The following is a 21,115-nucleotide window of genomic DNA, read 5'->3' as shown; positions in this document are numbered from 1 at the left end:
GCCTAACTACCTTTCGCACCCAGAGGTTTGGAAGGGCACCTCACCGGTAACTTAGGACCAGCGCGAACCAGAGTGGCCTTCAACCATCGAGGGGGACGAAAACAATGTGCGGCATCGCCGGCGAGGTTGCTCGCGGCCGGTCGGCAGATCTCGGAGCCATTGCGAAGATGGCGGAAACCATGGTGCCGCGGGGCCCCGACAGCGGAGGCTTCTGGTCGCAGGGCGGTATCGCCCTCGGGCATCGCCGATTGGCGATTATCGATCTGTCCAGTCACGGACAGCAGCCCATGCACGACCCCGAACTCGGCCTGACCGTGGCCTTCAACGGCTGCATCTACAACTACCCGCAGCTACGCCAGGAGCTGCTGGGCAAGGGTTACCGGTTCTTCTCGCACAGCGATACCGAGGTCGTGCTCAAGGGATATCGCGAGTGGGGCGAGAAGGTCGTGGACCACCTGTACGGCATGTTCGCCTTCGCCGTCACCGAGGTCGACAGCGGTCGGGTGCTGCTGGCCCGCGACCGGCTCGGCATCAAGCCGCTGTACTACACCGAGGTGGACGACGCGCTGCGCTTCGCCTCGTCGTTGCCGGCCCTGGTGTCCGCCGGTGGTGTCGACACCGAGATCGATCCGGTTGCGCTGCACCACTATTTGAGCTTCCACTCCGTGGTGCCCGCGCCGCACACCATCCTGCGCGGGGTCAAGAAACTGCCCCCGGGCACCCTCATGCGCATCGAGCCGGACGGCAGCCGCACCCAACACACCTACTGGGAGCCGGTTTTCGAACGCTCGGCCGAACGGGCCGACTGGTCGGACACCGAATGGGAAGAGGCCATCCTGGCCTCGCTGCGGACCGCCGTCGAGCGACGACTGGTCGCCGACGTGCCGGTCGGCTGCCTGCTTTCGGGCGGGCTGGACTCCAGCCTGATCGTCGGTCTGCTCGCCGAGGCCGGCCAGCACGGATTGGCGACCTTCTCCATCGGTTTCGAGGCGGCCGGCGGTGAAGAGGGCGACGAGTTCAAATACTCCGACATCATCGCCCGCCACTACGGCACCGACCACCATCAGATCCGCATCGACACCGCCCGGATGCTGCCCGCCCTGGGCGGAACCATCGGCGCCATGAGCGAGCCGATGATGAGCCACGACTGCGTGGCCTTCTACCTGCTGTCCCAAGAGGTCAGCAAGCACGTCAAGGTGGTGCAGTCCGGTCAGGGCGCCGATGAGATCTTCGCCGGCTATCACTGGTACCCGCCGATGGCGCACGCGCCCGACGGCGATCCGGCCGCCGCGCTGGCCAGCTACCGGCAGGCCTTCTTCGACCGCGATCACGACGCGTTGAACACCCTGCTGCAGCCGGAATGGCGCCTGGACACCGACATCGCCGGCGATTACGTGCACCGGCATTTCGCATCGCCGGGGGCCGCAACCGCCACCGACCGGGCGCTGCGGCTGGACACCACCGTGATGCTGGTCGATGACCCGGTCAAGCGGGTCGACAACATGACCATGGCGTGGGGACTGGAGGGCCGGGTGCCGTTCCTCGACCACGAGCTCGTCGAACTCGCCGCCACCTGCCCACCGCACCTGAAGACCGCCTACGACGGCAAGGGTGTGCTCAAGGAGGCCGCGCGCAAGGTCATCCCGCACGAGGTGATCGACCGGCCCAAGGGATACTTCCCGGTGCCCGCGCTCAAGCACCTGTCCGGGCCGTACCTGGATCTGGTCCGCGACGCGTTGCACAGCGAGGGCGCCAAGACCCGCGGGTTGTTCAACCCGGCCGAGGTCGATCGCCTGCTGGCCGATCCGAACGGTTACCACACCCCGCTTCGGGGTAATCCACTCTGGCAGCTCGGGCTGCTGGAACTCTGGCTGGCGCACCACGTGGATGGGGTAGGAACGGCATGACCCATCAGGAGGCGACCCCGCCCTGCAATGTCTCACGGAAAGAGGTTGTGCAGGACCTCGGCTGGGGCCGCCTGGTCTTCGGACAGACCTTCGATGATCCGGGCGAACTCGGCACCGCGTTGCGCGCCGAGGCCAGTGGTCGCCGCGATATCGGGATGTATCTGGAGGCCCCGCACGTCTTCGTCGCGCTGAATCCGCAGGAATTCTTCATCGACCCGAGCTTCACCTACCGGCTCGACCTCACCACCCCGTTGGCCTACCGGCCGGCCGACCTGGCCGGCGTGACCGTCCGCCCGGTGGAGTCGATGGCCGACTGCGCGGCCATCAACGAGATCTATCTGCAGTGCCGCATGGTGCCCGCCGACCTGGACCTGATGTGGCACAACAGCCAGGCCGAAGAGCACATGATCTATCTGGTCGCCGTCGACGAGCACACCGGTGCCGTGGTCGGCACCGTCACCGGCATCGACCACGCGCAACTGTTCGACGACCCGGAGAACGGGTCGAGCCTGTGGTGCCTGGCGGTCAGCCCCACCCTGTGCCGGCCGGGGGCCGGGGGATTGCTGGTGCGGTCGCTGGTCGAGGAGTTCATCGCGCGCGGGCGGTCACAGATGGACCTGTCGGTCCTGCACGACAACGAGGGTGCCATCGCGCTCTACGAGCGAATGGGGTTCAAGCGCGTCCCCGAACTCGGCGTCAAGCGCAAGAACGCGATCAACGAGAAGCTGTTCGCGCCTGCGCAACCCGAAGAGGAGCTCGACCAGCTGAATCCGTACGCGCGCATCATCGCCGACGAGGCCATTCTGCGCGGTATCGCGGTTCAGGTCCTCGATGCCCAGGGTGGCTACCTGCAGCTGACCCACGGCGGCACCACGGTCACCACCCGCGAATCGCTCTCGGAGCTCACGAATGCGGTGGCGATGAGCCGCTGTGACGACAAGCGTATCGCCCGAAAGGTCGTTGCGGAGGCCGGAATCATTGTGCCGCAGGGCATGACGGCTACCTTCGGCGACGAGGACCATCGGTTCCTCGCCGAGGTCGGCTCGGTGGTCGTGAAGCCGGCCCGTGGTGAGCAGGGTGCCGGTATCACCGTCGGCGTCACCAAGCACGACGAACTGGACCGGGCGCTGCAGGTGGCCAGCAAGCATTGTCCCGATGTCCTGATCGAGGAGCGCTGCGCGGGTGAGGATCTGCGCATCGTCGTGATCAACGGAAAGGTGATCGCCGCGGCGGTGCGTCGACCCCCGGAGATCATCGGCACCGGTAAGCACACCGTGCGCGCGCTCATCGAGGCGCAGAGCCGCCGGCGGGCCGCGGCCACCCAGGGTGAATCCCGCATCCCGCTGGACTCGGTCACCGAGGACACCGTGCGCGACGCCGGTTGGGACATGGACGATGTGTTGCCGGCCAACGAGCACCTGGTTGTGCGGCGCACCGCCAATCTGCACACCGGTGGCACCATCGTCGACGTGACCGACGACCTGAACCCGCTGCTGGCCAGGGTCGCGGTGGGAGCCGCCGACGCCATCGGCATTCCGGTGACCGGGATCGACCTGATGGTGCCGTCCGTGGAGGGCGAGGAGTACGTTTTCATCGAGGCCAACGAGCGTCCGGGTCTGGCCAACCACGAACCGCGCCCGACGGCGCAGGCGTTCGTGGATCTACTCTTTCCCCGGACCGCGGCGACGCCCTGGGCCTGGCAGCCCGACCCTGTCGATCAGGGTTAGGTGTGGCCCGGGGCGCGTCGCCGCCCCGCAAACGATGCTTGAGAAGGAGGCATGGTGTCCGAACGTGCGGTGATGCCGGAAGAGACCAGGGCGTGGATGATCGACACGCTGCTGGGGCTGCTGCAGACACCCAGTCCGTCAGGTCGCACCGACGCGGTGATGCAGCTCATCGGCGACACGCTCACCGAGATCGGGGTGCCGTTCACCCTCACCCGCCGGGGCGCGCTCACCGCGGTGCTGCCCGGCGAATCCGCCACCACCGATCGCGCGGTGGTGGTGCACGCCGACACCATCGGCTGCATGGTCCGCGACCTCAAGGACAACGGCCGCCTGGAGCTGATCCCGGTCGGCACGTTCTCGGCGCGTTTCGCCACCGGCGCGCGGGTGCGCATCTTCACCGATGACGCCGACGAGTTCTTCACCGGAACGGTCATGCCGCTCAAGGCATCTGGACATGCGTTCGGCGACGAGATCGACACCCAGCCCACCGAGTGGGAGCACGTCGAGGTGCGTATCGACCGGAAGGTGACCAGCCGCGCCGACCTGGAGCGCCTCGGCTTCCACGTCGGTGACTTCGTCGCACTCATCGCCGCACCGGAGCTGACCGCCGACGGTTACATCGTCTCGCGACACCTCGACGGCAAGGCCGGGGTCGCCGTCGCGCTGGCGCTGGCCAAGACCGTCGCCGAACAGCAGATCGTGCTGCCGCACAAGACCACCATCATGGTGACCATCACCGAGGAGGTCGGCCACGGCGCCAGCCACGGGCTGGACCCCGATGTCGCCGAACTGGTCTCGGTCGACAACGCGGTGTGTGCCCCCGGGCAGCACTCCCTCGAAGACGGTGTCACCATCCCGATGGCCGACCTGCACGGCCCGTTCGACTATCACCTCACGCGCAAGCTGTGCAGGCTCGCCGAGGAACGCCAGATCCCGCATGCGCGTGACGTTTTCCGCTACTACCGCTCCGATGCGGCAGCCGCCATCGAGGCCGGTGCCAACACCCGGGCAGCCCTGGTCGGTTTCGGGCTGGACGGCAGCCACGGCTGGGAGCGCACCCACATCGACTCGCTGGAAGGCGTGTACAACCTGCTGTTCGCCTGGCTGCAGACCCCATTGACGTTCGCCAAGTGGGACGCCCATCCCACCGGCAAGCTGCGCGACTTCCCGTCCTCGAAGCAGCCGGCGCCGACCGAGCAGTGGGTGCCACTGTCGCGCGGTGACCACACCGAACCCGGCGAATGGTCGGGGGAGCACTGGCCTCCTTCGGAAGGTCCCGCCGGCCAGCAGTGACGGATGGTTCAATCGGAGCGTGCTGAGCATCGAAGAGATCTCCGACCGCCTCGAAATCCAGCAGCTCCTGGTGGCGTACTCGACGGCGATCGACGCGCGCCGGTTCGACGACCTCGACCAGGTGTTCACCGTCGACGCCTATATCGACTACCGGGCCATGGGCGGCATCGACGGCCATTACCCGGAGGTGAAGGCCTGGCTGGCTCAGGTGCTGCCGAACTTCCCGGCGTATGCGCACATGCTGGGCAACTTCGACGTCCGCACCACCGGTGACACCGCGACCGCGCGCACGCTCTGCTTCAACCCGATGGTGCTGGGCGGTGACGACGCCCAGGTGCTGTTCTGTGGGCTCTGGTACGACGACGAGTTCATCCGCACCGCCGATGGCTGGCGGATGACCAAGCGCGTCGAGGAGAAGTGCTTCGACCGGGTCGTCTGAGCCGGATCGACGCTGCGAGCGACCCCAAAGTGTCATCGGGTACGGCGTGTCGGTGTACGGACACGGTCACTGGCGCAGAGTGCGGCGGGATTTGGGCACGCCCCGGCCGTTCTGGCACAATGATCGGCTGTCCGTACGCGACTCGTTAGATGCGCCGCGCGGCGGTCACACACGTAAGGCAAAACCGGATCCCGGCATCCCGCCGGAGATCGCCGCATTGCAGCGTGGCAAGCACAGGAGTGATTCATGGCTGTCAAAATCAAGCTCACCCGGTTGGGCAAGATCCGCAATCCCCAGTACCGCATCGCCGTCGCCGACGCGCGTAACCGCCGCGACGGCCGCTCCATCGAGGTCATCGGCCGCTACCACCCGAAGGAAGAGCCGAGCCTGATCGAGATCGACTCCGAGCGTGCGCAGTACTGGCTGGGCGTCGGCGCCCAGCCCACCGAGCCCGTCCTGGCGCTGCTGAAGATCACCGGCGACTGGCAGAAGTTCAAGGGCCTGCCGGGCGCTGAGGGCACCCTGAAGGTCAAGGAGCCCAAGCCGTCGAAGCTGGATCTCTTCAACGCCGCGCTGGCCGCCGCCGATGATGCGCCCGCCGGCCAGGCCGTGACCCAGAAGAAGAAGAAGGCCCCGAAGGCCGACGAGGCGGCTGCCGACGCGGCTGAGGCTCCCGCCGAAGAGCCCGCCGCCGAATGAGCTCCGTCGTCGTCGACGCCGTAGAGCACCTGGTGCGCGGGATCGTCGACAACCCCGACGATGTCCGCGTCGACATGGTCACCAACCGGCGCGGACGCACCGTCGAGGTGCACGTGCACCCCGATGACCTGGGCAAGGTCATCGGGCGCGGCGGTCGCACGGCGACCGCACTGCGCACGCTGGTCGCCGGGATCGGTGGCCGCGGCATCCGCGTCGACGTGGTGGACACCGACCAGTAGCGTCATGGAGCTGGTCATCGGGCGGGTCGCCAAGGCACATGGTGTCACCGGTGAGATCGTCGTGGAGGTCCGCACCGATGATCCGGCGCGACGCTTTGCCCCGGGTGCGGCGCTGCGCGGACGCAAACCGCGCGGTGGCCCGGAGCGGGCCTATGTCATCGAAACGGTGCGTGAGCACGCCGGTCGACTGCTGGTGCGGTTGACCGGCGTCTCCGACCGCAACGCCGCCGATGATCTGCGCGGCACCCTTTTCGTGGTGGAGTCCGCCGACCTGCCGCCCATCGAGGACCCCGACGAGTTCTACGACCACCAGCTCGAGGGCCTGGCCGTGCGGACCGTCGACGGGACCGCCGTCGGCACCGTGACCGAGGTGCTGCACACCACGGCCGGGGAGCTGCTGTCGGTCAAGACTCCCGAGGGTGCCGAGGTGCTGGTGCCGTTCGTCAGCGCCATCGTCACCGCGGTCTCGCTGGCCGACGGAACGGTCGACATCGATCCGCCCGACGGTCTGCTCAACATCGAAGATCTGTAGCGACATGCGGCTGGACGTCATCACGATTTTTCCCGCGTACCTGGACGCGCTGCAACAAGCGTTGCCGGGCAAGGCAATTGCGGCCGGAATTCTCGAACTCGGGGTGCACGATCTACGGCGCTGGACCCACGATGTGCACCGGTCGGTCGATGACTCGCCCTACGGCGGCGGTCCCGGCATGGTGATGAAGGCCCCGGTCTGGGGTGCGGCCCTCGATGAGGTCTGCACACCGGATTCTTTGCTGGTGGTACCCACCCCGGCGGGCAGGCCGTTCACGCAGGCGACCGCGCAGCGGTGGAGCGTCGAGAACCACCTGGTGTTTGCCTGCGGCCGCTATGAGGGTATTGATCAGCGCGTGGCCGATGACGCGGCACGGCGGATGCGGGTGGAGGAGGTCTCCATCGGCGACTACGTGTTGGCCGGTGGTGAATCCGCCGCGCTGGTCATGATCGAGGCCGTTGTCCGGCTGATACCCGATGTCCTCGGCAATCCCGCGTCTCATCGCGAGGACTCGCACTCCGACGGCCTGCTGGAGGGCCCGAGCTACACCCGGCCGCCGGTCTGGCGTGAGCTGGAAGTCCCGTCGGTGTTGCTCTCGGGCGATCACGCGAAGATCGCCGCCTGGCGTCACGAGCAGTCGGTGCAGCGCACGCGCGAGCGCAGGCCGGATTTGCTGGGGCGCGAGTGAAGCGACGGGGGAATTGCTGGGGGCGAGCGAAGCGACGGGGGAATTGCTGGGCGCGAGTGAAGCGACGGGCAAGCCTGAGCCCTAGAGGTGTCCGCCCGGGAAGATCGTCTGCACCGCCTCGGTGATCGTGCGACGGGCCTCATCGGCGCCGGTGGCCTGCATCGAGCTGATCGCCATCACGAACCGCCGGTCCGGGCCGATCACCCCGGTCGACAGGTGCATCCAGTCGGCGCCCACACAGCACATCCAGCCCTGCTTGACCGCGACCGGTTCGGCGGGCACCCCCTCGGGAATGCCGAACCGCTGCGGGTACACCCCGCCGGGCACCATGCCGTCGGGCGCGGTGGGGGTGGACTGCGACAGGTTGGCCATGATGATGCTGGCGCGTTCCGGCGGCAGCCCACCGGTGCCGGCCAACAGCTCGTCGTAGTAGCGCACCAGATCGGTGACCGTACTGATGGTGTTGAACCACCGGCCGTTGCCGGGCGCCCTGGTCGAGGTCAACCCGTAGCGGTCGACGACACGGTCGATGATGTCGCTGCCGCCGCTGCGATTCCAGAACACCTCGGCCGCACTGTCATCCGAGGACCGCAGCATCACATCGAGCATGACCCGGTCCTCGGGGCTCAGTTCGGTCTCGCCGCGGGCCTCCTGCAACAACAGGTCGTCGGCGATGAAGAGTTTGACCACCGAGGCGATGGCCACCGTGTCCGGCACACCGTTGGTGATTACCTGACCGGTATTGCGGTCCAGGATTGCGACGGTGAGGTCGGCGCCGGCCGCGGCGGCGTCGGCACTGGCCTTGTTCACGCGGCCCTGTATGCCGTCGAAGGTGGCGGCCGGCTGATGGGGCGGTGCCTCCGGCAGTGGGGCAGAGGTGGCCAGCGGTGCGACGACGGTGAGCTGCGGTGCGGCCGGCGAGGCCGGCGGCGCGCTGTAGCCGCGGGCCTCGCATCCCGCGAGCAGAGTTGTCGCACACGCCGCGGCCAGGGCCATCTGCAGAGCGTTCGACGGCCGCGGCATGCAATCCTCCGAGATCACTGGTCCGACACGACTGGTGGGGCGGGGGAGGTCCCGGCCACGATGACGAGTCCTCTACCCCGGTCCCGGGTAGCCTAATCCGCATCCGCCGCGGCCGCGGACCCGGCGGGGGCGTGTTCGGCCGACCGGATCGGGCGCGATTTCGCCTGCTGCGCCTTGTCTGGCACAATTGAGCAGTTGCCTGCGCAGGGTCCTTCTCTGCTGCCCGGCACACCAAGTCAGATCCGCCCGAATACGTCGGCTCGGCTGCGTGACCACAACGCCGCCCGCGAAGAGCCGCCCACAGCAAGGAAGAGTCACCGATGAACACGCTTGACTTCGTCGACCAGGCGTCGCTGCGCGACGACATCCCGGCATTCGGCCCCGGCGACACCGTCAACGTGCACGTCAAGGTCATCGAGGGTTCCAAGGAGCGCATCCAGGTCTTCAAGGGCGTCGTGATCCGTCGCCAGGGTGGCGGTATCCGCGAGACCTTCACCGTGCGCAAGGAAAGCTACGGCGTCGGCGTCGAGCGGACCTTCCCGGTGCACTCGCCCAACATCGATCACATCGATGTCGCCACCCGCGGTGACGTCCGTCGCGCCAAGCTGTACTACCTGCGCGAGCTGCGTGGCAAGAAGGCCAAGATCAAGGAAAAGCGCTGACGCTGACCCGTGTGGTCATCCCGACACGCCTGCCGGTCCGGCTCACAGCCGCGCTGGCTACCCTGATGCCGTGACCGACGACGCCGAGGACATCGCCCAGCCCGCTCCGGGCGCCGACACCGACGGTGACGAGCAGCCGAAGCCGAAGAAAAAGGGCGGCGCGCTGCGTGAAGGCGCCATCCTGGTCACCATCGCGCTGGTGCTCTACTACGTGATGCTGACCTTCGTGGCCCGTCCGTACCTGATCCCGTCGGAGTCGATGCAGCCGACGCTGCACGGCTGCCCGGGCTGCGTGGGCGACCGGATCATGGTCGACAAGCTCACCTATCGGTTCACCGAGCCCGAGCCGGGCGATGTCGTCGTGTTCAAGGGTCCGCCCAATTGGAACATCGGCTACAAGTCGATCCGATCGGACAACACTGCGATCCGCTGGGTGCAGAATGCGCTGTCGTTCGTCGGCTTCGTCCCGCCCGATGAGAATGATCTGGTCAAGCGCGTCATCGCGGTCGGCGGTCAGACCGTGCAATGCCGTGCGGCCACCGGTCTCACCGTCGACGGCAAGAAGCTCAACGAGCCCTATCTCGACCCGACCACCATGAACGCCGACACCGAGGTGTACCCGTGTCTGGGCAACGAATTCGGCCCGGTCACGGTGCCCGAGGGCAAGCTGTGGGTGATGGGCGACAACCGTACGCACTCCGCGGATTCGCGGTCGCGATGCTCGAACCTGCCGCAGGACGCCCAGCGCGGCTTGATCTGCACCGGTGATCCGGAGGCGGGCACCATCCCGGTCGACAACGTCATCGGCAAGGCCCGGTTCATCGCGTGGCCGCCCGGTCGCTGGGGTGGCGTGGACAGCGTGAATCCGCAGACGGCCCCGCAGGCCGCCGACTAGGAGTCGCTGTCTTGCCGGCAAGCTGGCCGCCCAGAACCGTGATCCGCAGGTCCGGCCTGCGCACGCTGGAATCGGCCCTCTACCGCAGCGGTCTCGGCCCCGTCGCCGGGGTCGACGAGGTCGGCCGCGGGGCGTGTGCCGGCCCGCTGGTGGTGGCGGCCTGTGTGCTCGGCCCCAACCGGCTCAACAGCCTTGCCGCGCTTGATGATTCGAAGAAGCTGAACGAGGCCGAACGGGAGCGGCTGTACCCACTGATCCGCCGGTATGCGCTGGCCTATCACGTCGTCTTCATACCGTCGGTCGATGTCGACCGGCGCGGGGTCCATCACGCCAACATCGAGGGCATGCGGCGGGCGGTGGCGGGACTGCCGGTGCGGCCGGGCTATGTGCTCTCCGACGGCTTCCGCGTCCCCGGACTGCCGATGCCCTCGCTGCCGGTGATCGGTGGGGATGCCGCGGCGGCCTGTATCGCCGCGGCCAGCGTGTTGGCCAAGGTCAGCCGCGACCGCCTGATGGTCGCCATGGATGGTGAGCACCCCGGCTACGGCTTCGCCGAGCACAAGGGGTACAGCACACCGGTGCACACGGCCGCGTTGGAGGCGCTGGGGCCGTGCGCGGAACACCGGTACTCATTTGCGAACGTGCGGCGAGTCGCGGGCCTGGGCACGACAGCGCACAGCTTTGATGGTGACGCCGTGTGGGGAATGATGGAGCACAACCTAGACGAAGGACAGCAGAGCAGATGAGTGCCGAGGATCTCGAAAAGTACGAAACCGAGATGGAGCTCTCGCTGTACCGCGAGTACAAGGACATCGTCGGGCAGTTCAGCTATGTGGTGGAGACCGAACGACGTTTCTATCTGGCCAACAGCGTCGAGATGGTGCCCCGTAACGCCGACGGCGAGGTCTACTTCGAGCTGCGGCTCGCCGATGCCTGGGTGTGGGACATGTACCGCCCGGCGCGCTTCGTCAAGCAGGTCCGGGTGATCACGTTCAAGGACGTCAACATCGAAGAGGTCGAAAAGCCCGAGCTGCGGCTGCCCGACTGAGCCCCGGGAATATGCGTCCGGCCGCTCGGGTATGTACCTGACATGGAAAAAGCAGACTTCGATGCGATGAACCAGGCCGTGATCGAGGAGTTCCGCACCACCGGCGGCAAGGCCGGCGGCGTCTTCACCGGTAAGCCACTGGTGCTCGTGCACCATATCGGTGCGAAGTCGGGCACCGAACGGATCGCGCCGCTGGTGCCGTTGCTCGACGACGGCAGGGTCTACATCTTCGCCAGCAAAGGCGGCGCGGACACCGATCCGGACTGGTACCGCAACCTGGTGGCCCACCCGCAGATCACCGTGGAGTTGGGCACCGAGACCTACCAGGCGTCGGCCCGGGTGCTCGAAGGTGCCGAACGGGACGAGATCTACGCCAAGCAGGTCGAGGTCGAACCGCAGTTCGGTGACTATCAGCGCAAGACCAGCCGGGTCATCCCGGTGGTGGAGCTGGTACGGGCATGATTCGCTGAAGGGCGTTGTCGCGGAATTAGTTTCGCAGATGCGTCTGAAAGAACGCGAACACCCGCTCCCAGGCGTCCTCGGCGACGGCCTCGTTGTAACCGAAGCCGGTGACCCGCATCAGGCCCTGGGCGGGAAGCTGATTGGCGAAACTGTGCCCGGCGTCCGGATAGACCTTGACATCCGCCGCGATCTGCTCGGCGGCAACGGCCTTGTTGAGCTTTGCCGGGGCGCCGCGGCCCAGCGGGTCTTTCGCTCCGAAGCTCGCCACGATGGGGCAGGCCCCGCGCAGGGTGTCCTCCAGATTCTTGGGCAGCGGTGTCCCGTAGAACGGGGCGGCAGCGCCGAAACCCTTGGGGGACAAGATGAGCGCGAACTGACCTCCCATGCAGAACCCGGCTATCCCGACGCTGCCGGTGCAGTCGTCGCGCCCGGTGAGGTATTCGCGGGCGGCCAGGATGTCCTCGATGGCCGGCCCCTGGCGGGTCAGCGCCGCCCGCATGACCTTGGTGATACAGCGGGCCCGGCCGCCGCGGGCGTAGAGATTCGGGGTGATGGCCAGGTATCCGGCCGCGGCGACGCGTTCGGAAACCGCCTCCTTGTCCGGCTGGTAGCCGATCGCGTCGTGCACGATCACCACGCCCGGCCAGGGCCCGGCCCCGGTCGGGATGTCGACGAGGGCGTCGATGGGGCCGCCGGGGGTGTCGAGCGTGATCGTCGTCATGACCGCCAACCTAGTCGCCGGGCCGGCACCCCGTAACCTCTCGTCTCGTGCCTGACACCGTCGAGCTGGCCCCCGAGGTGATCTCCGCGCTGCGCGGCATGCGCGACGCGGGGGAGGTCCCGCTGCGCTGCAACAAGGGTCCGATCCGCACCGCCGTGGCGGCCGCTGTCCGGGCGCTGACGACGGACGACCTCGGCGGCAAGGTGCGGCCGTGGGACCTGTCGGGCCTGCGACGGGCGGCGGCCGAGCTGGGTGCCGTGGATGGCGCGACGGCACTCTACGTCGACGAATCGTTGCTGGTCGCCGAACTCCTGCCGGGCGCGCAGCGCATCGCCCTGCGCGGAGTCGACGACGGCTGGCGACTGGTGCGGTTCCTGGCCGACTCCGAGCGCCCGGACCATGTGCGCCTGGCTCCGGAGACGACCACGGAGATCGAGCTCGACACGCTCTCCCCCGAGGGAGTGCTCAGCGCGCTGGGCATCGCCAAACCCCAGGATGTCGAACTCGACATCGAATCCGAGGACCTGGGGCAGGGTGAAACGGAGACCCGGTACCGCTACCTGTTCACCGACAACGGTCGCTCGGTACTGGCCGAGGAGGTCACCTCCGAAATCTTCGACGGTGCGACACCGTGCTCACGCTGGGTGCGCGGCGTGGTGATCGACAACGGCCGGGGTGTGCTGATCACCGCCAACCGGGACCGCGCTGTGCTGATCCGGGGTTGATAGCTTGACCGGGTGACTGGCGTGGCGCAGGGGCCCCTGTCGGGGGTGCGCATCATCGAGATATCCAGCTTCGTGGCGGTTCCGCTGGCCGGGATGACACTGGCGCAGCTGGGCGCCGAGGTGATCCGCGTCGATCCCGTCGGCGGGGCCGCGGACTACCGGCGCTGGCCGGTCACCGATGACGGCGACAGCATCTACTGGGCCGGCCTGAACAAGGGCAAGCAGTCCGTCGCCGTCGATATGCGCTCCGAGCAGGGGCAGGAGCTGATCCGGCGGCTGATCACCGACGCCGGCATCCTGATCACCAATGTCGCCGGGCGGCAATGGCATTCCTATGACGAACTGGCGGCGCTGCGTCGCGACCTGATCCACGTCGAGATCTCCGGACGCGCGGACGGCAGCACCGGGGTCGACTACACCGTCAACGCCGCGGTCGGCTTTCCGATGGTCACCGGGCCGGCCAATCTGTCCACCCCGGTCAACCACGTGTTGCCGGCCTGGGATGTGTCGTGCGGGCTGTATGCGGCCCTGGCCGTGGTCACGGCGGTCCGGGCTCGCGAGAACACCGGAGCCGGAGCGCGGATCGCCATCCCATTGGAGAACGTCGCGCTGGCCACGGCGGGCAACCTCAGCTTCCTCACCGAGGTGATGCTCGGCGGACGTGACCGTCCGCGTATCGGCAACTCGCTCTACGGCCAGTACGGACAGAATTTCACCAGCAGCGACGGGGTGGTGTTCATGCTGGTGGCGTTGACGGGCAGGCATTTCCGTGACCTGACCGAACTGACCGGCACCACCGCGGCGGTGGCCGCCCTCGGCGACGCGCTCGGCGCGGACTTCACCGACGAGGGCCAGCGTTACCGCCACCGGGACGCCCTGACCGGGCTGTTCACCCTGTGGTTCACCGAACGCACCGCCGAGCAGATCACCGCCGCGTTGTCGCAGACGTCGGTGCTGTGGGACCGGTACCGGACTTTCGCCGAGATGGCCGCCGATCCCCGGGTCACCCAGAACCCGCTGTTCAATACGTTGGATCAACCGCGGATCGGCCGGCATCTCGCGCCCGGCCTGCCGATCTCGATCGATGGTGGATACCCGCCCGCCGTGGCGGCACCCGCGCTGGGCGACCACACGGCGCAGGTGCTGCAGACTCTGGGCCTGTCCGGTGAACAGATCGACGGTCTGTTCGGATCCGGTGTCGTTGCGTGAGTGTGCTGCTGGACCTGCTGACATTGCGGCCGACCGGTGCCGACAGCTGGCACGGGCCGGGCGCCGGACCCGCCGGCAAGCGGTCATTCGGCGGGTTGTTCGCCGCCCAGAGCCTGGCCGCGGCGGTCGCGACGGTCGACAGCGACAAACGACCCACCAATCTGCACGTGCAGTTCCTGCGCGGTGGTGAAGCCGGCGAGGGCGCCGACTACCGCGTCGACCGGGTCTATGACGGGCGGACCGCCGCGGCACGGCGGGTCGAGGGACGCCAGGGCGACCGGTTGCTCAACACCGCGACGGTGTCGTTCTCGGCTCCCATGGTCGGACCCGAGCACGGCGCCCATGAGGCGCCCTCGCCCCATCCCGACACCCTCGATTTAGCTCGTACCCTTGGCCCGTCGCCGTCGGTGCCGCTGCAGGAGTTCGACATCCGCGTCGATGATCGGGACACCGGCGAACAGTTCGTGCGGCGGTTCTGGTGGCGTACCACCGTCGCGCTGCCCGATGATCCGGTGCTGCACACGCTGGTCGCGGTGTACATCACCGATCTCTACGGGATCGATCCGATCTTTGCGGTGCACGGGCACTCCATGCAGGATCGCGTCCACCGCGGTGGTACCACCGATTCGTCGATGTGGTTCCACCGGCGCATCCACGCCGATCAGTGGAATCTGCTGGAGTCCCGGTCCCCGGCGGCCGCCTCCGGGCGCGGTGTGGTCACCGCCTCGCTGCTGCGTGCCGACGGCGTCATTGCCGCCACCATGGTCCAGGAGGGTCTGGCGGCCAATCGCTGACGGAGCCGACGGATCAGCTGGGCCAGCAGGACCCCGGCCGCCAGCGCAGCCAGGACGCCGGCCAGCCGGTGTTCGCCGAAGAGCGGATACACCTGGAAATGCGTCAGATAAATGTAGAGCGAGGCGTCGGCGAGCACCGCCAACAGACTCGTCGCCGGTACCGGACACCGGATCGAGGGGAGCCAGATCAGCAGCGCCAGCCCGCCGAACACCAGCAACTCGCGGAGCGGATCGGCGAAATAGCCGTACAGGCCGACACCGACGGCCAGGGTGAGCACTGCCCGTTGCCACGTCGACGCGGACTTGGACACCGCCCAGCCGACGGCGAAGAACCAGAACGCCGCCATGCTGAACCAGGCGGCTTCTCCGGTGATGGTGTAGCGCACCGCCAACCCGGCGGCCAGAAATGCTGCGGCGACGGCGAATTCATGGTGGCGTTCGAACCGGTCGGCGGCGGGCACCCAGAGCAGGCAGGTCAGTAGCACCAGAATCCACACCAGGACTTCGATGAACCACAACCGGCCGGCGGTCATGCTGTCGAACGGCCCCAGCAGCTTGTTGGCCAGCAGCAGATTCGTCCACTCGTAGTCATCGCTGAAGGTCATGGTGATCGCCACCCAGATTGCGGCGGGTATCGCGATCCACCCGATGGTGTTGCGCAGCTGGCGGATCCGGTCGCCGCGGGGGATGCCCGTCAGACAGAACCGGCCGAAGTTGTAGCCGGCGACACCGAGCAGTATGTGCGCCCCGCCCCACATCTCGAACAGTCCGGCATGGGAGCCGACGATCAGCACGATCGCCACCGCGCGCAGCGCGACGCTGGTGTCCAGGGTGGCCGTCCATCGCCGGCGCTGCGGTACCAACGCCTCGAGTTCGGCCAGCGACATCTGCGGCCAGTGCCGCGGCAGACGTCCCAACGCCCGTTCGATGCGCACCGACATCGACACGTAGGTCAGCGAGTTGCCGCCCAGGTCGACGAAGCTGGCCCGGGCATCGATGTCATCGGGGTCCAGGTGCAACACGTCGGCGAAGATGCCCCGCAGCCCGCCGACGGCGCGGTGACCGGGATACAGCGCCCGGACCGCCGGATAGTCCGGCTTGCCGGAGGCCCGCATCGGCAACCTGTCGACGGCGACCACATGCACCGACCCGGCCGGCAGCCCGGTGATCTCGGTGACGGCTTCACGCACCGTGGCGGCTGCCGCGGTGGTGGCGACGACCAGGCTGTCCTGCGCCGTGGTGCACAACGCGGCCAGACCGCGCTCACCCAACCCGGATTCCACCCGCTGCAGGTCGATGCGCAGGCCGAACAACTTGGCGAACCGGTCGGCCCGGCCCACCACCTCGAACAGCCCGTCCGGAGCGCGGCGGGCGAGATCTCCGGTACGCAACTCGGAGGTGTCCGGTCCGGCGGCCAGGTCGGTGCGGTAATGGGCGTAGCCCATCATCACATTGGGCCCGGTGTAGACGAGTTCGCCGACCTCGCCGTCCTCGGGCGCGTCGATGCGTAGCCGGCCGCCGGGGATCGGCAGACCGATGGCCCCGGGGCGGTCGATCGCGAGTTCGGGTGGCAGATAGGCCATCCGGGCAGTGGCCTCGGTCGCCCCGTACATCACGAAGAGCGCCCAGCCGCGTCGACGGCCCAACTCGGCGAACGCGCGTACCCGCTGGGGAGCCAGCGCGCCACCGGCCTGGGTGACATAGCGCAGGTGCGGCAGGTCCATCGAGTCGAACCCGATCCCGTCGAGCAGATCGAAGGTGTAGGGCACCCCGGCGAACGTCGTCCCGCGGTGGGTGCGGAACAGCGTCCAGAATTCTTCGTCGATGACCGACAGATCGGTCAGGATCAATGCCGCCCCACGCAGCAGATTGCTGTGGATGACCGACAGGCCATAACAATAGGACATCGGCAGTGTCGTTGCGGCGCAGTCGGTATCGCGGATGTCGAGGTACTCGGCGATGGACTGCGCATTGGCCAGCAGATTGGCCTTCGACAGCCGGACCAGCTTGGGGGAGCCGGTGCTGCCGGAGGTGGACAGCAGCAGCGCGAGGTCGGGGTGCAGCGGGTGTCGCGAGCCGCGCCGCGGGTGCGCACCGGCGGCGTCGATGACGATGTCGGGGCGGTAGCCGTCGAGCAGGTCGGAGTGATCCCCGCCGGGCGGGACCGGCAACACCACATGTCCGGCTGCCAGTGCGCCGAGGTAGTAGGTGAGCGTTGCGATGTCGTTGCGGGTCTCCAGCATGACCAGCTTGCGGGTGCTGCCGAGCTCGACGGCCGCGGCGTCCACGAGGTGCGCCAGCGCCCGATACGTCAGGGTGGTGTCGGCAGTGTGGACGGCGGCGCGGTCGCCGTGGCGGCGTAGCTGGGCGATCAGGTCTTTCATGGCACGATCAGGGCGCGCCCGAGAATGGTGATCCGCACCTTGGCGTCGACGGCGGGCGGGTCGATGCTGTGCTGGCGCACCGTGATCGGCGCCGCGTCTCCGATGTCGATGGTGAGCAAAACGTCGTGCCCGAGGAACTCGGTGGCCAGCACCGTGCCGATCCCGGGCTCGGACTGCGGTCCTGCGTCGGCGATCTCGGTGGCGATCAACTGCTCGGGCCGCAGCAGGACGGTGCCGGGGCCTTCGGTGCTCGGAATGGCCAGCGGTATCCGGCCGAGCGCGGAATCGACGGCACCGTTGCGCACCGTGCCGGGCAGGAACACGCAATCGCCGAGGAACTCGGCGGTGAAACGGTCCTTCGGGGTGCGGTACACCTGTTGTGGCGTACCGACTCCGGTGAACCGGCCGGCACGCATGACCGCGACCTGATCGGCGACCGACAGCGCCTCGCCCTGGTCGTGGGTCACCAGCAGGGTGGTCACCCCGGCCTCGGTGAGCACCCTGGTGACGGCGCGGCGCGTCGCGGCGCGCAGACCGGTGTCCAATGCCGAGAACGGCTCGTCGAGCAACATCAGGGCGGGCTTGCGGGCCATCGCGCGGGCAAGGGCGACGCGCTGCTGCTGACCACCGGACAGCTCGTGCGGGCGGCGATCGGCGAAAGACGGGTCCAGCGAGACGGTGTCGAGTAGTTCGGTGACACGGTCGCGGACCGCGGCGCTGCGTGGGCGGCCGGTCAACCCGTAGGCGATGTTGGCCCCCACGCTCAGATGGGGGAACAGCGCACCGTCCTGGGCGACATAGCCCACCGAGCGGCGGTGCGGTGCCAACGATGTCTGCGCCGACGCCACCTGGCGCCCCGCGATCTCGATCGTGCCCGTATCGGGTTTCTCGAACCCGGCGACCAATCGCAGCAGGGTCGTCTTGCCGCACCCGGAGGCGCCGACCACGGCGGTGATGCTGCCCGCGGGCAGGGCCAGGTCGACATGATCGAGAACCGGTTCGCCGGTGAAGGATTTGGACAATCCGCGCACTGTCAGGGTGTCGGTCATGATCGGGTGACCTCCCGGAACAACGCCACCGTCACCGGGATGGACAGCGCCACCAGCACCAGCGCGTACGGTGCGGCCGCGGCGTAGTCCAGCTCGCTCGACAGCGACCAGAACCTCATGGCCAGCGTGCGGGTGCCGGTGGGAGCCAGTAACAGCGTGGCGGTCAGTTCGGTGGCGACCGCGACGAACACCAGCGCCGCACCGGCCCCGGCGGCGGGCGCGGTGAGGCGCAGCGTCACCCGCAGGAAACTACGGGTCGGCGACAGGCCGAGGGACCGGGAGGCCTCCTCGAGTCCGGGCGGGATCTGGGCCAGCCCGGAGCGCAGACTGACCAGCGCGCGGGGCAGGAACATCAGCACGTACGCGCACAGCACCAGGGCGACCGTCTGATAGAGCGGGGGCGCGAACTGGATGGCGACGGTGACAAGAGCCAGCGCGGTGACGATGCCGGGCATCGAGCTGGTGACGAAGTTGGCGCCTTCGACGGTGCGGGCGAACGCACCGCGATAGCGCACCGCCAACCAGGCGAACGGGAACGCGGCCACCGTCGTCACCGCGGCGGCCACCGCGGCGAGGACCGCGGTCTGGCCGAGCGCCTGCGTCAGATCGGCGGCCTCCCACACCGCCGCGCCGCCGATCCACAGCCACCGCAGCAGCGTCCACACCGGCACACCCAACGCCAGCACCGTCAACGCCACCAGGGTGCCGAGCGCGGGCAGGGTCCACGGCCCCAACCGGATCGGAGTCGACGCGCGCGGTGCGCCGGAGCCGATCCTGGCGAACCGCGCGCTGCCGCGCAACACGGCTTCGGAGGCCAGCAGCACCAGGCACAGCAGCACGAGGACGCCGGCCAGGGTGGCGCCGGCCGCCCCGTCGAAGGTGGCCTGGAACTGTTCGAAGATCGCCGTGGTGAACGTGGAGAACCGCAGCATCGCAAAGGCGCCGTATTCGGCGAGCAGATGCACCCCGATCAGTAACCCGCCGCCCAGGATCGCCAGCCGCAGCTGGGGCAGCACCACCCGGAAGAACACCCCGAGCGACCCGGACCCGAGCGCCTGGGCGGATTCCTCGATGGCGGGATCGAGCCGGCGCAGCGTCGCGGCGGCAGGCAGGAAGACGAACGGGAAGTACGACAGCGTCGCCACCAACACACCGGCACCGAACCCGTGCAGCGTCGGCCACACGCTGACCCAGGCGTAGCTGTTGATGAAGGCGGGCACCGCCAGCGGAGCGACCAGCAGCGGACGCCACGCCGCGGCACCGGGCACATCGGTGCGCTCGACCAGCCAGGCCGCGCCGACGCCGAGCACCACACACAGAGGGACGGTCACGACCACCAGCCCCACGGTGTTGAGCAGCAGCTCGCCCACCCGCGGCCGGACCACCAGCTCGTAGATGCGGGCCGGGCCGGTGCTGATGACCGCCCATGCCACATATCCCAGCGGGATGAAGGTCGCGGCCACCAGCACGGCGATGCCGCCGGTGAGCAACGGACCCGGCCGGGCGGGCGGACGCGGTCCGGTGATCGGGTGGTCGGTCTGCGTGGAAACCACCTAGAGCAGGCCCGCCTTGGTCATCAGGTCGGTGACCTTGGCCGCGTCGAGCGTGGACGGGTCGACCGCCGGTGCCTGCAGGGTGTCCAGCGGCGGCAACGCCGGGTTGGCGGGGACGTCGCTGGCCACCGGGTACTCGAAGGAGGTGCCCTTCTCCAGCACCTCCTGACCGGCTCGGGAGGTGATGAACTTCAGGAACTGTTGGGCCTGGTCCTTCTTCTTGCTGGACTCCAGCACGCCGCCGCCGGAGATGCTGATGAAGGCACCCGGGTCCTCGTTGCGGAAGTAGTGCAACGCGGTGTTGGCGCTGATCTCCTTGGTCTTGGCCTGATCGCGGAACCAGTAGTAGTGGTAGATGATCCCGCCGTCGATCTCACCGTCGTTGACCGCGCGCAGGGTGGCGATGTTGTCCTGCAGCAGCGTCGCGTTCGATTTCATGGCGGTCAGCCACGCCGAGGTGGCCTGCTCGCCGGTCAGCTGCAGCATCGCCGAGATGATGGCCTGGAAATCGGCCTTGGCCGGGGGCGCGCCCCAGCGTCCCTTCCACTCCGGCTGCTGCAGATCCATGATCGAGCGCGGCAGCTGACCCAGCTGCAGCCGATCGGTGTTGTAGACGAACACCGTGGTGCGCGCGGCGACGCCGGTCCACTTGTTCGTCGACGGCCGGTACTGGGTCGGCACCTGTTCGACGGTGGCGGCGTCGACGTCGGCGAACAGGCCGGCGTCCTCGATGGCGGCCATGGCCGGTGAGTTCTCGGTGAGGAACACATCGGCCGGGGAGGAGTCGCCCTCGGCGATCAGCTGGTTGCCCAGTTCGGTGTCGCCGCCCTGCCGGTAGGTGACCTTGATACCGGTCTCCTTGGTAAAGGCGTCGATCCATTCCTTGGTGAGCGATTCGTGCTGTGCGTTGTAGATCAGCAGTTCATCGCTCTGGTCACTCGACGAGCATGCTGTCCCCGCCGACACGACGGCCAGGACGGACAGCACCGCGGCGATGCGGCGCATACGGATTCCCATCGGGCAATCCTTACATCCCCGACCTAGGTAAGGTTTGCCTTCCTGGCAT

21 protein-coding genes and 1 pseudogene are annotated in these 21,115 nt (G+C 68.1%); 16 read left to right on the top strand and 6 right to left on the bottom strand.

Annotated features, from left to right (window positions below; all coding sequences use genetic code 11):
• The first annotated feature begins 104 nt into the window (after positions 1 to 104).
• The 8 genes from BST17_RS21245 to trmD all read left to right on the top strand — a co-directional run bounded on the left by BST17_RS21245 (position 105) and on the right by trmD (position 7,524).
• Positions 105 to 1,907 (top strand): N-acetylglutaminylglutamine amidotransferase, encoded by a 1,803-nt coding sequence (locus BST17_RS21245; protein WP_083060881.1) that lies wholly within the window; start codon positions 105 to 107, stop codon positions 1,905 to 1,907.
• Positions 1,904 to 3,634 carry an N-acetylglutaminylglutamine synthetase gene (ngg, locus tag BST17_RS21240; RefSeq protein WP_083060880.1) on the top strand — a complete coding sequence of 577 codons (1,731 nt, stop codon included), beginning with the start codon at positions 1,904 to 1,906 and terminating at the stop codon, positions 3,632 to 3,634. The genes BST17_RS21245 and ngg overlap by 4 nt, the downstream gene beginning before the upstream one ends.
• Before the next feature lie 51 nt (positions 3,635 to 3,685).
• Positions 3,686 to 4,927, top strand: coding sequence for an osmoprotectant NAGGN system M42 family peptidase (locus BST17_RS21235; protein ID WP_207573688.1), 1,242 nt, complete (start codon positions 3,686 to 3,688; stop codon positions 4,925 to 4,927).
• 19 nt (positions 4,928 to 4,946) lie between these two features.
• A complete protein-coding gene (locus BST17_RS21230) occupies positions 4,947 to 5,366 on the top strand; it encodes a nuclear transport factor 2 family protein (protein ID WP_083060879.1) in 420 nt (139 codons plus the stop codon).
• A gap of 246 nt (positions 5,367 to 5,612) precedes the next feature.
• A complete protein-coding gene (gene rpsP / locus BST17_RS21225; protein ID WP_083060878.1) occupies positions 5,613 to 6,065 on the top strand; it encodes a 30S ribosomal protein S16 in 453 nt (150 codons plus the stop codon).
• Entirely contained in the window at positions 6,062 to 6,304 is a 243-nt protein-coding gene (locus BST17_RS21220) for an RNA-binding protein (RefSeq protein ID WP_003928628.1), read from the top strand. The genes rpsP and BST17_RS21220 overlap by 4 nt, the downstream gene beginning before the upstream one ends.
• Before the next feature lie 4 nt (positions 6,305 to 6,308).
• On the top strand, positions 6,309 to 6,836 hold the full coding sequence (gene rimM, locus BST17_RS21215) for a ribosome maturation factor RimM (protein ID WP_083060877.1): 528 nt from the start codon (positions 6,309 to 6,311) through the stop codon (positions 6,834 to 6,836).
• Between the two features lie 4 nt (positions 6,837 to 6,840).
• Entirely contained in the window at positions 6,841 to 7,524 is a 684-nt protein-coding gene (gene trmD / locus BST17_RS21210; protein WP_083060876.1) for a tRNA (guanosine(37)-N1)-methyltransferase TrmD, read from the top strand.
• Between the two features lie 81 nt (positions 7,525 to 7,605).
• Here the strand turns inward: trmD and BST17_RS21205 are convergent, their stop codons facing one another.
• Entirely contained in the window at positions 7,606 to 8,547 is a 942-nt protein-coding gene (locus BST17_RS21205) for a serine hydrolase (RefSeq protein WP_083060899.1), read from the bottom strand.
• Positions 8,548 to 8,867: 320 nt separating this feature from the next.
• Here BST17_RS21205 and rplS point away from each other — a divergent pair, with 320 nt between their 5' ends.
• The 5 genes from rplS (at position 8,868) to BST17_RS21180 (ending at position 11,614) form a co-directional block, all read left to right on the top strand.
• Positions 8,868 to 9,209, top strand: coding sequence for a 50S ribosomal protein L19 (rplS, locus tag BST17_RS21200; protein WP_083060875.1), 342 nt, complete (start codon positions 8,868 to 8,870; stop codon positions 9,207 to 9,209).
• A gap of 70 nt (positions 9,210 to 9,279) precedes the next feature.
• The gene (lepB, locus tag BST17_RS21195; RefSeq protein WP_083060874.1) at positions 9,280 to 10,104 is read left to right on the top strand and encodes a signal peptidase I; all 825 of its coding nucleotides are present in this window, start codon (positions 9,280 to 9,282) and stop codon (positions 10,102 to 10,104) included.
• An 11-nt stretch (positions 10,105 to 10,115) separates the two neighbouring features.
• Positions 10,116 to 10,850 (top strand): ribonuclease HII, encoded by a 735-nt coding sequence (locus tag BST17_RS21190; protein ID WP_083060873.1) that lies wholly within the window; start codon positions 10,116 to 10,118, stop codon positions 10,848 to 10,850.
• Positions 10,847 to 11,152, top strand: coding sequence for a DUF2469 domain-containing protein (locus BST17_RS21185; protein ID WP_019511324.1), 306 nt, complete (start codon positions 10,847 to 10,849; stop codon positions 11,150 to 11,152). The genes BST17_RS21190 and BST17_RS21185 overlap by 4 nt, the downstream gene beginning before the upstream one ends.
• A gap of 42 nt (positions 11,153 to 11,194) precedes the next feature.
• Positions 11,195 to 11,614: a nitroreductase family deazaflavin-dependent oxidoreductase gene (locus BST17_RS21180; RefSeq protein ID WP_083060872.1), complete on the top strand. Its 420-nt coding sequence runs from the start codon at positions 11,195 to 11,197 to the stop codon at positions 11,612 to 11,614.
• 25 nt (positions 11,615 to 11,639) lie between these two features.
• On the opposite strand, the gene BST17_RS21175 is transcribed toward BST17_RS21180, so the two are convergent.
• A complete protein-coding gene (locus tag BST17_RS21175) occupies positions 11,640 to 12,335 on the bottom strand; it encodes a dienelactone hydrolase family protein (protein WP_083060871.1) in 696 nt (231 codons plus the stop codon).
• 47 nt (positions 12,336 to 12,382) lie between these two features.
• On the opposite strand from BST17_RS21175, the gene BST17_RS21170 reads away from it, so the two are divergent.
• The 3 genes from BST17_RS21170 to BST17_RS21160 are packed head-to-tail and all read left to right on the top strand — an operon-like array spanning position 12,383 to position 15,063.
• Positions 12,383 to 13,060 carry a hypothetical protein gene (locus BST17_RS21170; RefSeq protein ID WP_083060870.1) on the top strand — a complete coding sequence of 226 codons (678 nt, stop codon included), beginning with the start codon at positions 12,383 to 12,385 and terminating at the stop codon, positions 13,058 to 13,060.
• A 21-nt stretch (positions 13,061 to 13,081) separates the two neighbouring features.
• Positions 13,082 to 14,269 (top strand): CoA transferase, encoded by a 1,188-nt coding sequence (locus tag BST17_RS21165; RefSeq protein ID WP_207573690.1) that lies wholly within the window; start codon positions 13,082 to 13,084, stop codon positions 14,267 to 14,269.
• The gene (locus tag BST17_RS21160; protein ID WP_083060868.1) at positions 14,266 to 15,063 is read left to right on the top strand and encodes an acyl-CoA thioesterase; all 798 of its coding nucleotides are present in this window, start codon (positions 14,266 to 14,268) and stop codon (positions 15,061 to 15,063) included. The genes BST17_RS21165 and BST17_RS21160 overlap by 4 nt, the downstream gene beginning before the upstream one ends.
• On the opposite strand, the pseudogene BST17_RS29925 reads toward BST17_RS21160, so the two are convergent.
• The 4 genes and pseudogenes from BST17_RS29925 to BST17_RS21140 form a co-directional block, all read right to left on the bottom strand.
• A pseudogene (locus tag BST17_RS29925) lies at positions 15,045 to 17,447 on the bottom strand (AMP-binding protein); the annotation flags it as partial. The gene BST17_RS21160 and the pseudogene BST17_RS29925 sit on opposite strands and share 19 nt — an antisense overlap.
• Positions 17,444 to 18,496 (bottom strand): ABC transporter ATP-binding protein, encoded by a 1,053-nt coding sequence (locus BST17_RS21150; RefSeq protein WP_083060867.1) that lies wholly within the window; start codon positions 18,494 to 18,496, stop codon positions 17,444 to 17,446. The pseudogene BST17_RS29925 and the gene BST17_RS21150, both read right to left, overlap by 4 nt.
• On the bottom strand, positions 18,493 to 20,049 hold the full coding sequence (locus tag BST17_RS21145) for an ABC transporter permease (RefSeq protein ID WP_083060866.1): 1,557 nt from the start codon (positions 20,047 to 20,049) through the stop codon (positions 18,493 to 18,495). Before BST17_RS21145 ends, BST17_RS21150 begins: the two co-directional genes overlap by 4 nt.
• The gene (locus BST17_RS21140) at positions 20,050 to 21,066 is read right to left on the bottom strand and encodes an iron ABC transporter substrate-binding protein (RefSeq protein WP_083060865.1); all 1,017 of its coding nucleotides are present in this window, start codon (positions 21,064 to 21,066) and stop codon (positions 20,050 to 20,052) included.
• Between the last annotated feature and the right edge of the window lie 49 nt (positions 21,067 to 21,115).

The organism is Mycolicibacterium bacteremicum (genome assembly GCF_002086115.1).
In the GTDB taxonomy this organism is placed as follows: Bacteria; Actinomycetota; Actinomycetes; order Mycobacteriales; family Mycobacteriaceae; genus Mycobacterium; species Mycobacterium bacteremicum.
This window is presented reverse-complemented; position numbering and strand designations above follow the sequence as displayed.

What these genes read in the sequence shown, in the direction of transcription:
- rpsP (WP_083060878.1), top strand. Translation starts at nt 5,613, where the DNA reads ATGGCTGTCAAAATCAAGCTCACCCGGTTGGGCAAGATCCGCAATCCC.
- BST17_RS21180 (WP_083060872.1), top strand. Translation starts at nt 11,195, where the DNA reads ATGGAAAAAGCAGACTTCGATGCGATGAACCAGGCCGTGATCGAGGAG.
- rimM (WP_083060877.1), top strand. Translation starts at nt 6,309, where the DNA reads ATGGAGCTGGTCATCGGGCGGGTCGCCAAGGCACATGGTGTCACCGGT.
- trmD (WP_083060876.1), top strand. Translation starts at nt 6,841, where the DNA reads ATGCGGCTGGACGTCATCACGATTTTTCCCGCGTACCTGGACGCGCTG.
- BST17_RS21220 (WP_003928628.1), top strand. Translation starts at nt 6,062, where the DNA reads ATGAGCTCCGTCGTCGTCGACGCCGTAGAGCACCTGGTGCGCGGGATC.
- BST17_RS21205 (WP_083060899.1), bottom strand. Translation starts at nt 8,547, where the DNA reads ATGCCGCGGCCGTCGAACGCTCTGCAGATGGCCCTGGCCGCGGCGTGT.
- BST17_RS21140 (WP_083060865.1), bottom strand. Translation starts at nt 21,066, where the DNA reads ATGGGAATCCGTATGCGCCGCATCGCCGCGGTGCTGTCCGTCCTGGCC.
- ngg (WP_083060880.1), top strand. Translation starts at nt 1,904, where the DNA reads ATGACCCATCAGGAGGCGACCCCGCCCTGCAATGTCTCACGGAAAGAG.
- BST17_RS21150 (WP_083060867.1), bottom strand. Translation starts at nt 18,496, where the DNA reads ATGACCGACACCCTGACAGTGCGCGGATTGTCCAAATCCTTCACCGGC.
- BST17_RS21235 (WP_207573688.1), top strand. Translation starts at nt 3,686, where the DNA reads ATGGTGTCCGAACGTGCGGTGATGCCGGAAGAGACCAGGGCGTGGATG.
- BST17_RS21245 (WP_083060881.1), top strand. Translation starts at nt 105, where the DNA reads ATGTGCGGCATCGCCGGCGAGGTTGCTCGCGGCCGGTCGGCAGATCTC.
- BST17_RS21175 (WP_083060871.1), bottom strand. Translation starts at nt 12,335, where the DNA reads ATGACGACGATCACGCTCGACACCCCCGGCGGCCCCATCGACGCCCTC.
- BST17_RS21185 (WP_019511324.1), top strand. Translation starts at nt 10,847, where the DNA reads ATGAGTGCCGAGGATCTCGAAAAGTACGAAACCGAGATGGAGCTCTCG.
- rplS (WP_083060875.1), top strand. Translation starts at nt 8,868, where the DNA reads ATGAACACGCTTGACTTCGTCGACCAGGCGTCGCTGCGCGACGACATC.